The sequence below is a fragment of the Pseudomonas sp. MT92 genome (assembly GCF_058792515.1).
Window position 1 is genome coordinate 1 of the sequence record NZ_JBXAFA010000022.1, and the last position, 14,395, is coordinate 14,395.

9 protein-coding genes and 1 pseudogene are annotated in these 14,395 nt (G+C 62.2%); 1 reads left to right on the forward strand and 9 read right to left on the reverse strand.

Annotated elements, in window-relative coordinates; translation table 11 throughout:
* The 5 genes and pseudogenes from AC1Q6D_RS29925 to AC1Q6D_RS29945 form a co-directional block, all read right to left on the reverse strand.
* Positions 1-233 (reverse strand): hypothetical protein (locus tag AC1Q6D_RS29925; RefSeq protein WP_103405756.1); only part of this gene is annotated, 233 nt, incomplete at its 3' end.
* A 95-nt stretch (positions 234-328) separates the two neighbouring features.
* Positions 329-925, reverse strand: coding sequence for a DUF4123 domain-containing protein (locus AC1Q6D_RS29930; protein WP_103405757.1), 597 nt, complete (start codon positions 923-925; stop codon positions 329-331).
* Positions 922-2,989: pseudogene (locus AC1Q6D_RS29935) on the reverse strand (type VI secretion system Vgr family protein). Before AC1Q6D_RS29935 ends, AC1Q6D_RS29930 begins: the two are co-directional and overlap by 4 nt.
* Positions 2,990-3,213: 224 nt before the next feature.
* Entirely contained in the window at positions 3,214-4,773 is a 1,560-nt protein-coding gene (locus AC1Q6D_RS29940) for a TerC family protein (RefSeq protein WP_103405758.1), read from the reverse strand.
* A 282-nt stretch (positions 4,774-5,055) separates the two neighbouring features.
* Entirely contained in the window at positions 5,056-5,925 is an 870-nt protein-coding gene (locus tag AC1Q6D_RS29945) for a LysR family transcriptional regulator (RefSeq protein ID WP_103405759.1), read from the reverse strand.
* A 103-nt stretch (positions 5,926-6,028) separates the two neighbouring features.
* On the opposite strand from AC1Q6D_RS29945, the gene AC1Q6D_RS29950 reads away from it, so the two are divergent.
* The gene (locus AC1Q6D_RS29950; RefSeq protein ID WP_103405760.1) at positions 6,029-7,573 is read left to right on the forward strand and encodes an MFS transporter; all 1,545 of its coding nucleotides are present in this window, start codon (positions 6,029-6,031) and stop codon (positions 7,571-7,573) included.
* Between the two features lie 95 nt (positions 7,574-7,668).
* Here the strand turns inward: AC1Q6D_RS29950 and AC1Q6D_RS29955 are convergent, their stop codons facing one another.
* From AC1Q6D_RS29955 to cobW, 4 genes are all read right to left on the reverse strand, one after another.
* Entirely contained in the window at positions 7,669-8,331 is a 663-nt protein-coding gene (locus AC1Q6D_RS29955) for a vWA domain-containing protein (RefSeq protein WP_371919930.1), read from the reverse strand.
* A 2-nt stretch (positions 8,332-8,333) separates the two neighbouring features.
* A complete protein-coding gene (locus AC1Q6D_RS29960) occupies positions 8,334-9,332 on the reverse strand; it encodes a magnesium chelatase ATPase subunit I (RefSeq protein WP_103405762.1) in 999 nt (332 codons plus the stop codon).
* 109 nt (positions 9,333-9,441) lie between these two features.
* Entirely contained in the window at positions 9,442-13,284 is a 3,843-nt protein-coding gene (cobN, locus tag AC1Q6D_RS29965) for a cobaltochelatase subunit CobN (protein ID WP_103405763.1), read from the reverse strand.
* Positions 13,285-13,287: 3 nt separating this feature from the next.
* On the reverse strand, positions 13,288-14,355 hold the full coding sequence (gene cobW, locus AC1Q6D_RS29970) for a cobalamin biosynthesis protein CobW (RefSeq protein WP_103405764.1): 1,068 nt from the start codon (positions 14,353-14,355) through the stop codon (positions 13,288-13,290).
* Positions 14,356-14,395: the final 40 nt, after the last annotated feature.

A 14,395-nucleotide genomic window follows, 5' to 3' on the forward strand; every position in this document is an offset into this window, starting at 1 on the left:
AACTGATGCTCGTACCGGGCGTACCAGTTCCACACGAACAGCTCGCAGTGGACGCTGAATAAACGCTCCGTTTCGCGATCCACCTCATCGGTCAGGGCCGGCAGCGGTTCGAGGCCGGACCGGTCGAGGAGCACCAGGCGCTGGTCTTTGGAATGGTCCGTGCCGATCACCTGGACGATCAGTCTGTCGGGCTCGCAGCAAGGGCCGGCGGACAATCTTCCCAGGCGCTTCATGACTTAACCTGCGTGCAGTGGGTGCTCAGGTATTCGCTGATGGCGTTGCTGTCGTCGATGCCTTGGGCCAGCGCTTGCTCCATCAATTGATTGGCCTACACAAATGAATGCTGCGGGTGTCGCAGCCACCAGTCATGGAGAAATTGCTCATTACCCAGGCGCGTCAGGGCCTCTTCCTGGGCGGCGCTCAGGGACACGGCCCGACGCGTGTTTTCGATGGTCCAGTGGGTCGCATGCGGGTTATCCAGTTGCTGCCAGTCGGCTTCACCGGCAGCTTTAGTGGCCCATGTCCCACCGAACCAGCGCAGGCGGCTGATCGGTCCCAGCCACCGGCCGAGGTCTTGCGCCGGGCAGGCCGCAAAGAAATAGCTGGCGACGGTGGGGTCGCTGTAGCGCAGGACGCCTTTACGTTGCTGGTCGAAGTTGACGATCAGAATCTTCCGCAGATGCGCGAGTATCGAGGGGGTGTCGAAGTTACTTTCGATCAGCAGACCGGGCCATTCAGCCGGGGAACGCTCGATCGCCTGATTGAATGTCGGTTGGTTGTTCAGCCTAACGAGCAAGGGGCCTTGCTCGGCGAAACTGTCTAAGGAGGTGCCGGCATACAGCATATGAGTGTCGGGGTGCGTCGCCAGGCGATACAGCGTTTTCAGTTGCGCCGTCGGGCGCTCCAGCAGAATCCAGGTATTCATGTCCGGTCTCCATAGCCCAGGGCTTTACGGCATTGGCAATCACTCAGCGGGCAGTCCATGGGCGTACCCCCCGCAGGCATCTGGCAGAGTTCAACCAGTGCTTCATCGCCGAGCAATCGTTTGAGTAATGCGGCTGAAACGGCTTCCGGCCGTGGTGGTTCGCTCGCATCGAGCATCACCGGGGTCGCCGCGATGATCGACTTCGGCGCGCCGCCCACTTCAACGGGCACGCTGCTGAAGATCCCGGCCGCATTGATCGTGATCCACACGCCGCCGGCCTGAATCGTGGTGCTGGCGCCACCATCGATGACGATGTTCTGGCAGGCACTGACGTTGACCTGATGCTGAGCGCTCAACCGATGGTTGGCGGCGCGAATGTGGCGGCTGCCCTGTACCGTCAGATGATCGTCCTGCCTGATTTCCGTGCGCCGCTCGCCGTGGGTGATGCGCCGCTCTTCGGCGCGCTGTTCATGACGGGCGTTACCCGCGACCACGACGCTGCGTAGGTTGTCGACTTGAAGCCGCTCGTCGTTCAGCACGTATTGCCGGTAGTCGCGCTGGGCACGGATGGATATTTCCTCTGCGCCCTTGCGATCTTCGATGCGCAGTTCGTTGAAGCCTCTGCCCCCGGGGCTGGTTTGAGTCTTGAAGGTGCTGCGGGTTTTCTCGGCCGGGAGGTCGAGCGCAGGACGATTGGCGCCATTGCTCAAGCAGGCGACGATTAGCGGTTTGTCCGGGTCGCCCTGATAGAAACCGACGACCACCTCCATGCCGACGCGGGGGAATCAACACGCTGCCATGCCGGTCGTGAGCCCACTTGCTGGCGACTCTCACCCAGCAACTTGAATGATCGTTTTTAGCGCCGTCGCGATCCCAGGGAAACTGGACACGAACACGGCCGTATTCGTCGCAATGAATTTCTTCGCCAGGCGGGCCGCAGACAACGGCATGCTGATAACCGTTGATCGTGGTTTTGGGGTGGGCAAGCGGAGGTCTGTAAGGCGCGTCCCACGGTGTGGCGAGAAAGGTGTTGCGATAGCCTTGAGACAGTTCGTCGTTCGGGGCACTTAGGATCGACGCTTCGAGCGATTGCGGTTGCTGGCCGGTGTGGATGACTTCGGTCAGTAACCACAGGTCATTCCACTGCTGGCGAGGGTGACCGGTCAGCGTCAGGAAATGACCACTCAGCAGCATCGGTTGATCGCTACGTCCTGTGGCTTGCCGATAATCGCTGCGGTGTCGTTCAAGTGCTCGTTGAGCGCGATGATCGCCGAGTTCGCGGTCGGTGAAACGGCCGGGAAAGCCGTAGTCTTCGAGTCGCAGCGGCGAAGGATCCTTCGCGCCGCTTTCCAGTTGCAACAAAGGCTTTTCGAAGTCGTAGTCGCGTCGGGTCACGGACGTGGGTCGGGTCTCCATTGCAAGGGTGAAGGCCTTGATCACCGGCTCATCGGCGACCATTGCGCTGTCTTGCAGGTACACGGTGGGGTGTTGGAGCCTGGGGAACACTGTCTGGTCATCCCCGAACACCACTACATGTCCCTCGCGGCTGTGCTCGAAGTGGTAATGCAGGCCTTCTTCTTCGCAGAGGCGCTGCAGGAAATGCAGGCAGCTCTCGCCATATTGGACGCAGTAGTCCCGTGGTTGGTAATCCGTGCCGAGGGTAAAGCGATAGGCAGTACTGAGGATGCCGTGGCTTTCCAGTACCTGAGCGATGATCTGCGGCACGCTCAGTTTCTGGAATATCTTATGGTCGAAACGGTGGCCCAGATAGGCAAGACTGGGCATCAGGCAGAGCTGGTACTGGGTCAGGCGCTTGCCTGCGTCGCCCTGGCCGACGCTGTAAACCTGGCCATGAATACCCGCGCCGTGGCGGTCAAAGCCAAGGAACGCCATGCGATGCAGAAGGCTTTCCAGATCCAGGTCGGGACTTTCGCTGACCAGTTTCAGATCAAAGCGGAAGGGTTGGCTGATGGCTTCCTTGCCGGTGAACTCAAGGACTTGCAGATCGTGGTTGAGCCCCTCGATATCAAGGATAAAAGAGGCTTGGTCGGCAGGGCTGAACATCACACATCCCTTGTGCTGATTTTGAAGGGCGGGACTGTGAATGAGTGAATGCGGGATTGATGCAGGGCAACTCCGCTTCTGATGTGGGAATGGTGTTTTTGTTGTGTGGGATTTTTCGCCTGAAGATTTTCCGAAATGCTCAGCCGGCCAGCCAACGCCTACCGTTCCACCGTATTTGTAAACGCTGGCTTGTCAGAAAAAGGGCCCTCGGGCCCGCCGTAACGTCAGCCGTCGACACGCGCCAGAAACACCCGCGTCACCCGTCGCTCTTCAACCTTGAGGACGGTCATGCGCCAGCCCTGCCACTCATGGCTGTCACCGATCATCGGCAGGCGATCCAACAAGCTCACCACCAACCCGGCCAGGGTTTGATAGTCGTCGGTCGGTTGCGCCGCAAATCCGGTGCGTTGCCGCACCCGCGCCAGGTTCAAGGCGCCACTGACCACAAACCCGCCGTTGTCCTCGATCACATCCGGACCTTCGATCTCACTCGCATCGGGCAACTCGCCGGCAATCGATTCAAGAATGTCGGTCATGGTCAGCACGCCGACGAAGTCCCCGAATTCATTGACCACAAAAGCGATGTGGGTCGATGCCTTGCGCATCTGCTCCAGGGCATTGAGGATCGAATAGCTGTCGAGCACATTGATGGTCTGGCGTGCCAGGTGCGCAAGATCAGGCTCGTTACCGGCCAGGTACTCCTTCAGCAGTTCCTTTTTGTGCACGAAGCCCAACGGCTCATCCACTGCACCGTCACGAATCAACGGCAGACGCGAGTAGGACGAATGCATCAACCTTGTACGAATGGCCTCGGCATCATCGTCCAGGTCGATATGATCGACGTCGGCGCGCACGGTCATCAGGGTCCGGATCGGCCGTTCAGCCAGTTGCAACACGCCACTGATCATCACCCGCTCGCGACGGTCGAACAGCTCTTCAGTCGGCGCTTCGCCGTTGTCCAACAGGTCCGCAATGTCTTCGCCAACCTCCTCCACGGCCAACTTGCGACCGCCCAGCAAGCGCATCACCGCGTGAGCCGTGCGTTCGCGCATCGGTCGCAGGCCCTGCATCGAACGCTTGCGGCGAGCCCGGGCAACCTGGTTGAACACCTCGATCAGGATCGAGAAACCGATGGCCGCGTACAGGTAGCCCTTGGGAATGTGGAAGCCCAGGCCCTCGGCGGTCAGCGCAAAACCGATCATCATCAAGAAGCCCAGACACAGCATGATCACCGTCGGGTGCGCGTTGACGAAACGGGTCAGCGGTTTGCTGGCGACGATCATCAGGCCGATGGAAATGATCACCGCGATCATCATCACCGCCAGTTCATCGACCATGCCCACAGCGGTAATCACCGCATCGAGGGAGAACACGGCATCGAGCACCACGATTTGCGCCACGATCGGCCAGAACAAGGCGTAGGCCGTGTTGGACGAGCGCTGGCCGACATGCCCTTCGAGGCGTTCGTGCAACTCCATGGTGGCCTTGAACAACAGGAACACACCGCCAAACAACATGATCAGGTCACGGCCGGAGAAGCTCTTGTCGAACACCTCGAACAGCGGTTGGGTGAGGGTTACCAGCCAGGAAATGCTGGCGAGCAGGCCCAGACGCATCAACAACGCCAGGGACAGACCAATGATTCGCGCACGGTCGCGCTGCTCAGGCGGCAACTTGTCGGCGAGAATCGCGATAAACACCAGGTTGTCGATGCCCAGCACCAGCTCCAGCACAATCAGCGTCAACAAGCCCAGCCATGCGGTGGGGTCAGCTATCCATTCCATATAAACGTCTCGATCTCGTCAGTGAATTCAGATTGCCGGGCACGGCAAGGCGCGGCGCAGAGGCCGGGAAACTCCAAGGACAAGGGCGTTTGGGTGCCGGGATAACGGGGGCTTGGCGTGCGTCAAGAACGCGCGTTGGTGCGAAGGGAAAGGGTAACCGGGAGGCTCCGTGAGGGTGTTCATGTAAGTCCTGAATGGAAAAAAGGACTTGGATCGTACAGTTGATCGGGATAATTCCTACAGCCGAAAATCATTTCAAAATCTGTAAAGGCTCTTTTGGAGCTACCCCGCTTTTCTTACCCAATCGATATACCGGAGAACCGCCGGTGATTTCTCAAACCGCCGATGGATCAACGCCAGCCACGACGATGCACGGCAATCCTTGATGGGCCGATACACCACGTTTGGCAAGCTGACATGGCCGACCACCGACTCCGGTACCACCGCCACCCCCTGCCCCAGGGACACCAGCGCGATCACCGCCACCAGGCCACCCGGCTGCGCCCCCAGCTTCGGCACAAAATCGCCCTGAGCGGCCACCTGCAAGGTGCCAACGACTTGTTCGGGGAGGATGAAGTTTTCATTCTGCAAGTGCGCCGAATTGATGACCGTCAGGCGGTTGAGCCACGAGTCCGCCGGCAACGCCAGCACAAAACCTTCGTCGCTCAGGCGTACGCCTTCGATGCCATCGGGCAAGGACAGTGGACAGCGGATGTAGCCCAGGTCGAAGCGCCCCTCGAGAATCATGTTTGGCAAACTGGCCATGGGGCTTTCACGCACATTGAGGCTGACATCCGGGTATTGGCCGGCAAAACCCTGCACCTGCTTTTGCAGCAGCCCCGAATACACCGCCGAAGCAACATAACCGAGTTCGATGTGCCCGATGTCGCCACGGCCGGCACGCTGGGCATTGCGCTGGGCCGACTCAAATTGCCGCACCGTGGCTTCGGCCTCGATCACCAGCGCCGCGCCCGCTTCGGTCAAGCTGACGTCCCGAGCCTGGCGCAAAAACAGACGCGCCCCCAGTTCGGCTTCCATGTCCTGGATTTGCCGGGTCAAGGTCGGCGGCGCGATCCCCAATTGCTCGGCGGCACGGGTGAAGTTGCGGTGCCGGGCGACCGCGAGGAAATAGCGGAAATGACGAATGTCCATCGGTGCATTAGCTCAAAGGTAATGAAGTGACGAGGTACGCCTAACAAAGGCTCCGTATACCGGCGATAAGCTGCACGAAACCTAACAGTAGAGAACCCGTGCCATGTCCGTCAAACCCAGAGTGAGCAAGCAACTGACCTTACTTACCGCGTCGGCCGTGTGTTCGCTGATCGTGCTCGACACCAACATCGTCGCCGTTACCTTACCGAGCATCGCCCGGGATCTGGGGGCCAATTTCGCAGACATCGAATGGGTGGTCAGCGCCTACATGCTGGCCTTCGCCGCCTTGCTGCTACCCGCTGGCAGCCTGGCCGATCGCTTTGGCCGACAGAAAACCCTGATCTGGGGCCTGGGCATTTTCATTCTCGCGTCCCTCGGTTGCGGCGCGGCGCCAAACGCGTTGTTCCTCGACATCGCCCGGGCCATCAAAGGCGTCGGCGCCGCATTGTTGCTGACCTCGGCACTCGCTTCGATCGGCCACACTTTCCACGATGAAGTGGAACGGGCCAAAGCCTGGGCGTTCTGGGGTGGCTGCATGGGCGTGGCCATGACTGCGGCGCCGACCCTGGGCGGGTTGATTACCGAATACGTTGGTTGGCGCTGGATTTTCTACCTCAACCTGCCCGTCGGCCTGTTCCTGATGTACATGGTCTGGCGTGCAGTGCCGCAATCCCGTGACGCTCAGGCTGCGCGCCTCGACCCATGGGGCAGCCTCGCCTTCAGCGCGAGCTTGCTGTGCCTGATCTGGGGCCTGATCGAAGCCAGCCGGATCGGCTGGAACAGCCCCCTCACCTACACCCGCCTGTTGGGCGGTGCGCTGTTAATGGGCTTGTTTGTGCTGATCGAGCGCCTGCAACAGCGGCCGATGATCGACCTGCAACTGTTCAGGCATCCGCGCTTCATCGGCGCCCTGCTCGGCATGTTCGCCTACGCCGCGTGCGCCCAAGTGATGATGACCCTGCTGCCGTTTTACCTGCAGAACGGCTTGGGCTTCAGCGCCATTTCCGCGGGACTGGGCATGCTGCCTTTTGCCGTGACCATGTTGATCTTCCCGCGCCTCGGCGCGCGCCTGGCCGGACGTGTAACCCCGGCGAACATGATGGCCATCGGCCTGACTCTGGTGGGCAGCGGCAACCTGCTCAGCGCCTGGGCGGTCAACAGCGGCGGCTACCTGCCCTTCGCCCTGGCGATCGCCGTGACCGGTGCCGGCGCCGGGTTGCTCAATGGCGATACGCAGAAAAACATCATGGCCTGCGTGCCGCGCGAGCGCACCGGCATGGCCTCGGGCATGAGCACCACCATGCGTTTCAGTGCGGTGATGCTGGCCATCGGCGTGTATGGTGCGCTGCTTTCCGGGCATAGCGAACGGCTGCTGCACGACAGCCTGTCGGCACAGGGCGGACAGTGGCTCGAGCAAACCCAGGGCGTCGCCTCGCGGGTGGTGGCCGGTGACATGCCGGCGGCGATGAGCCTGTTGCCACAAGCCGCGCGGCCGGTGGTGGAACCACTGGCGCGACAGGCGTTCGTGGGCGGTTTCAGCCTATTGCTGTGGGTCGCCGGCCTGGCGGGATTATTGGGCGCAGGGGTTGTGGGAACGCTGATGCGCAAGCCGATTCCAGCGCAACGCTCAGCCTTGGTGCTGGAATGACACCCGGCGTCCAGGCCTGTGAGGTAGGGTGAGCCTGCCGAATTCATCTTTGAATGTGCAGTCCGACGATGAGGCAAGCCTGGGCACCGCGCATCTCAGCCGGGAAGCAATCCGTCGATATGCCGATAATCAGCCTGCAACTGCGCCGCCAGGTCCTTGCTGCGCCCGAGGCGAATCGGCCCGCGCTCGATGTCGATCACCAGCCCCGGACAATCGAGCGAGGGCAACGTCGGCCAGTCCTTCAAGCGGCCATCGGTCACCAGCAGCAACCGTTGCTGCTCCGCCGGGAAGCGCTTGTGCCGCGCACCCAGCCAGCGCCCCGCCTCACTCAACGCCGCCAGCAACGGCGTGCCACCGCCGGCACCGAGCCCATCGAGCCAGGCGCGCAAACCGCTGGATGCCTTCAAGCCTTGCACCTGCCACTTCGGCTGCGTTCCGCTGGCGGTCAGCAAGGCCAGGCGCGCACGTTGGCGGTAAGCATCGTCGAACAGCTGCGCCAGCAAGCCCTTGGCATCACTCAAGGCGTGATGGCGACGCGTGGATGCCGACGCATCGACGATCACCAGCCACAGCTCATGGGCTGAACGGGTACGCAGGTGGAACAACAGGTCATCGCGCTGACGTGGCCGGCCGTCCAGCAACGTGCCGGGCCAGTTGATCGAACCGTCGCGCGCGGCGTGACGCTTGCCCTGTTTGCCGTGATCGAGGCGCCCTGCGCGGGGTCTGGCATTCGCCCCCGCGTCTGAGCGAGGGCGAATGCCTAGGGCTTTTTTGGCCAGCTCGGCACTTCACGACGAGCCCCGACCGGCAGCGCCTGAGCGGGCATTTCGCCCCACTGCCCCTGGCCTTCGCCGGCGCTTGGCTGTTGACCGGCGTGGGACTGTTGCTGTTGGGGTGCCGGTGGCGCTTGCTCGCGACGGCGATGGCGCAACGCGAATTCGGCGACCGCATCGATATCTTCCACAGCGATGGCTCGCGCTCCGCGCCAGGCGGCATGGGCCCGCGCCGCGCGCAACCAGACCAGGTCGGCACGCAAACCGTCGACGCCGGCGGCAAAACAACGCTCGGTAATCTGCGACAGGGCGTCATCGTCGAGGGCAATGCTGGCCAATGTGCTGCGCGCCTGCTGGCAACGCTCGCGCAACGACTGCTGCTGGCCTTCCCACTCGGCGCAGAAGCCGTGCGGATCGGTGTCGAAGTCCAGGCGCCGTCGGATGATTTGCCCGCGTTCGGCCGGCGCGGTGTGACCACCGAGGGCGACGTTCAAGCCAAAACGATCGAGCAGTTGTGGGCGCAGCTCGCCCTCTTCCGGGTTCATGGTGCCAATCAACACGAACTTCGCCGAATGGCGGTGAGAAATCCCGTCGCGTTCGACCAGGTTAGTGCCGCTGGCGGCCACATCGAGCAGCAGATCGACGAGGTGATCAGGCAGCAGATTCACTTCATCGACGTAGAGCACGCCACCGTCAGCCTTGGCCAGCACGCCCGGGGAAAACTGCGCGCGACCTTCGCTCAATGCGGCGTCGAGATCGAGTGTGCCCACCAGGCGTTCTTCAGTGGCGCCCAAAGGCAAGGTGACAAACTGACCGCTGGCCAGCAGGTCCGCCAGGCCACGGGCCAGCGTCGACTTGGCCATGCCGCGCGGACCTTCGATCAACACACCGCCGATCTTCGGGTCGATGGCGGTCAGGCACAGCGCGAGTTTCAAATCATCGGCGCCGACCACGGCGGAGAGCGGGAAATGGGGGGTATCGGTCATTGTTCAATCTCGGTCATGGTCGGTGATTTCGAAAGCGGCGCGTCAGTGGCTATTGATGTGACTGACGCTCCATCGCGTGCAAGCTCGCTCCCACAGGGTCGGCGGTGTATTAACTGTCTTCTTCTATATCCAGCAACAGATTCTCCAACGCCTCGCGATATTCGCCCGGCGCTTTCCACATACCCCGCTGTTGCGCTTCGAGCAGGCGTTCGGTCATGTCGCGCAAGGCATGGGGATTGTGCTCGCGAACGAAGTCACGGGTATCGGGGTCGAGCAAATAGGCATCCGCCAGCAACGCGTATTGGTGATCGTCGATCAACCGGGTGGTGGCATCGAAGGCGAACAGATTATCGACCGTCGCCGCCATTTCGAACGCGCCCTTGTAGCCGTGACGCTTGACGCCTTCGAGCCACTTCGGATTGGCCGCCCGGGAGCGGATGACCCGGTTCAGTTCTTCCTTGAGCGTGCGGATTCTGGGCAGGTCCGGCTGGCTATGGTCGCCGTGATAACTGGCCGCCGTTGCACCACTGAGGCTTTCCACGGCGGCCAACATGCCACCCTGGAACTGGTAATAGTCGTTAGAGTCGAGCAGATCGTGCTCGCGGTTGTCCTGGTTTTGCAGCACCGCTTGCACCTGGCTCAGGCGCTGGGCGAACTGCTCGCGGGCAGCGGTGCCTTCGTCGGAACCGCCGTAGGCGTAGCCTCCCCAGTTCAGATACACCTCGGCCAGATCCTCGCGGCTCTGCCACAGGCGACCGTCAATGGCACCCTGCACGCCCGCGCCATACGCGCCGGGCTTGGCACCGAAGATGCGCCAACCGGCCTGGCGTCTGGCCGCGTCTTCGTCCAGTCCCGATTGCAACAACGCTTCACGTTCGGCGCGAACCTTGGCCGCCAGGGGGTTGAGGTCGTCGGGTTCGTCCAGCGCGGCGACCGCTTGCACGGCGGCGTCGAACAGGCGGATCAGATTGGCAAAGGCATCGCGGAAGAAACCCGAGACGCGCAACGTCACGTCGACGCGGGGGCGGTCGAGCAAACTCAGCGGCAGGATTTCGAAGTCGTCGACTCGCTGGCTACCGGTCGCCCAGACCGGACGCACGCCCATCAACGCCATGGCCTGTGCAATGTCGTCACCACCGGTGCGCATGGTCGCAGTGCCCCACACCGACAGGCCGAGCTGGCGCAGGTGATCGCCGTGGTCTTGCAGGTGCCGTTCGAGAATCAGGTTGGCTGACTGGAAACCGATGCGCCATGCCGTGGTGGTGGGCAGGTTGCGCACGTCCACCGAGTAAAAATTGCGTCCGGTGGGTAGCACGTCCAACCGCCCGCGACTCGGCGCACCGCTGGGACCGGCCGGGACGAAGCGACCGCTCAGGGCATCGAGCAGACCGCGCATTTCGGCCGGACCACAGGCGTCCAGGCGTGGTGCGACCACTTCGCGCAGGTTGTCGAGAATGGCTTGTACCTCGGTCCAACCGGCCTCCTGCAGGAGCGAGTCTGCTCGCGAGGGTGTGTCAGCCGCATTGATGTCAACTGACACACCCTCGCGAGCAGGCTCGCTCCGACAAGGGGCATCCAGCGCCTGAGAGATCAGTTGTGTGGCAAACAGCTCCAGGCGTTCGCGGGTGTCGCCGGTAATGCGCCAGGGTTCATCGCTGATCGACAACAACGCATGCGGACGCGGCCCGTTCCACGGCTCGGCCAGTGCACAATCGAGCGGATCGAAGCCCAGTTCAAAGGCTTTCGCCAGCGCCCTGAGCAGGCTTGATTGCGCACCACGCCCATCGCCCCGTGGAATGCGCAGCAGTGCGAGCAAGGTGTCGATGCGCAGGCGCCCGGTCGGTGACTCACCGAACACGTGCAGGCCATCGCGGATCTGCGACTCTTTCAAATCGCACAGGTAGGTGTCCAGACGCGGCAACCAGATCGCCGCGTCGGCATCGCTGTCGAGTTGTTCGTCCAGTTGCAGTTCGCGGTCAATATGAGTGTCACGCACCAGTTGCAGGATGTCGCGTTGCAACTCCCGGGCACGTCGCGGATCGAGCAGTTGCGCTTCGTAGTACTCATCCGCCAACAGCTCGAGATTGCGCAACGGGCCGTAGGTTTCGGCGCGGGTCAACGGCGGCATCAAGTGGTCGATGATCACCGCTTGGGTGCGCCGCTTGGCCTGGGCGCCCTCGCCCGGATCGTTGACGATGAACGGATAGATATTCGGCAACGGCCCGAGCAACGCGTCCGGCCAACAGTGTTCGGAGAGCCCGACACCCTTGCCCGGCAGCCATTCGAGGTTGCCGTGCTTGCCGACGTGGATCACGCCGTGGGCGCCGTAGGTGTTGCGCAACCAGAAGTAAAACGCCAGATAACCGTGGGGCGGCACCAGGTCGGGGTCGTGATACACCGCGCTCGGGTCCACCTGATAGCCCCGCGCCGGTTGAATGCCGACGAACGTCAGGCCGAAACGCAACCCGGCAATCATCATCCGCCCGGCGCGGCACATCGGATCGCTCTCGGGTGCACCCCAGCGTTGTAGCACCGCCTGGCGGTTGGCTTCGGGCAGCGCGTTGAACATCTGCAGGTAGTCGTCCATGGCCAGGCTTTGCTGGCACGGGCGCTGGTCGAGGGTGTCAAGATCATTGCTGACGCCGCCGAGCAGTTGCTGGATCAACGCGGTGCCGCTGTCCGGCAACGGCGCCGGCAATGGATAACCTTCGGCCTGCAGTGCACGGAGGATATTCAGTGCCGCAGCCGGGGTGTCGAGGCCGACGCCATTACCGATACGCCCGTCGCGGGTCGGGTAATTGGCGAGAATCAGCGCGACGCGTTTTTCGGCATTCGGCAACCGCGCCAGATCAATCCAGCGCCGCGCCAGTTCGGCGACAAAGTCCATGCGTTCCGGTTGCGCGCGGTAGCAGACCACATCGGACTGACTGCGCTCACTGCGCCAGGCCAGGTCCTTGAAGCTGATCGGTCGGCTGATGATTCGCCCGTCCAGTTCCGGCAGGGCGATATGCATCGCCAGATCACGCGGGCCGAGCCCTTGTTCGCTGGCGCGCCATCCCGGTTCGTTATCCTGGGCGCAAATTGCCTGGATCACCGGGATATTGCGGCGAAACGGACGCAAATGCGGAGCTTCAGGACTCGATTGGGCGAAACCGGTGGTGTTGAGAATCACCGAGGCGCAGACCTCGTCCAGCCAGTCCTCGACCACCGACAGGCAGCCGGGTTCTTTCAGACTGGCCAGGGCGATAGGCAACGGATTCAACCCCGCTGCCTGCAAACGCTGACAGAAGACGTCGATGAAAGCGGTGTTCGCCGCCTGCAAGTGCGAGCGGTAGAACAGCACCGCCGCCACCGGTTGATCGGTCCGCCATTCGGCTTGCCAATCACTCAGTTGCGCAGGACTTTTGTGTGGGTGGTAGATCGCTGTGCGCGGCAAGGCTTGTGGCTCGGACCAGGCGTAATCACGGCCCAGCCAGCGATTGGCCAGGCAGCGAAAAAAGCCCAGGGCATTGCCCATGCCACCCTGACGCAAATACTGCCAGAGTCTGTCGCGGTCCTCAGCACCCACGGTGCTAAGGTCGCTGAGCTCCGGGTCCGGACGATCGTCACCCGGCACCAGAATCAGCTGCACCCCGCGCCGGGAAAGCTCTACCAAGCGCTCCACGCCATAACGCCAATAGGCGATGCCGCCGTGCAGCGAGATCAGAATGACCTTGGCGTGGCGCAGCACTTCGTCGACGTACAAATCGACCGAAGCGTGATTCTGCACCTGCATCGGGTTGGCCAGGCGCACGCTCGGGTAATCGTCAGGCAACTGCTGGGCCGCTTCGGCGAGCAGCGCCAGGCTGGAATCGCCGCTGCACAGGATCACCAGCTCGGCGGGAGTTTGTCCAAGGTCGGCAATGTTGTCGTCCGACACGAAACCGCCGGGCTGGGTCCTGAGCAGGTGCATGGCTTATACGCTGAGCGCGGCGCGCAATTGCGTTTCGAGCAGCTCGGCGTCCAGCGCCTGGCCGATCAACACCAGACGTGTGGTGCGTTCTTCTTCGCGCCCCCACTGACGGTCGAAGTGCTTGTCGAAACGAGTACCCACGCCCTGGATCAAAAGGCGCATCGGTTTGTTCGGGATCGCCGCGAAGCCCTTGACCCGCAGGATGCTGTGCTCCACCACCAATTGCGTCAGCGCGTCCATCAGCAAGCTCTCGTCAGAGGCTGGCAGTTCGATGGAGATGGAGTCGAAAGCGTCGTGATCGTGGTCGTCGTGATCATCATCGTCGTGGTGATGATCGTGATGGCTGTGGCGGCTGTCGATGTGTTCTTCGGAACCGGCGCCCAGGCCGATCAGAACGTCCAGTGGCAGGCGACCGCTGCTGGCTTCAATGACTTTCACCGCAGGCGGCAACTCTTCAGCGACTTCCAGGCGCACGCGGGCCAGGTCTTCCGGGCTGATCAGGTCAGCTTTGTTGAGGATCACCAGGTCGGCACTGGACAACTGATCGGCGAACAGCTCGTGCAGCGGCGATTCGTGGTCCAGGTTCGGGTCAAGTTTGCGCTGGGCGTCCACCTGATCCGGGAACGCGGCGAAGGTGCCGGCGGCCACGGCCGGGCTATCGACCACGGTGATCACCGCGTCAACGGTGCAGGCGCTGCGGATTTCCGGCCACTGGAAGGCCTGGACCAGCGGCTTTGGCAGCGCCAGGCCGGAGGTTTCGATGAGGATGTGGTCGAGATCGCCGCGACGGGCAACCAGTTCGCGCATCACCGGGAAGAACTCTTCCTGAACGGTGCAACACAGGCAGCCGTTGGCCAGTTCGTAGACGCGGCCATTGGCTTCTTCTTCGGTACAGCCGATGGAGCACTGCTTGAGGATTTCACCGTCGATACCCAGCTCGCCGAACTCGTTGACGATCACCGCGATGCGACGCCCTTGAGCGTTGTCGAGCATGTGCCGCAGCAAGGTGGTTTTGCCCGAGCCGAGGAAGCCGGTAACGATGGTGACGGGGAGTTTGGCCAGTGTTTTCATCGGATGCCCTTTGGCAAGGTGGCGGGCATACGGGACGAGA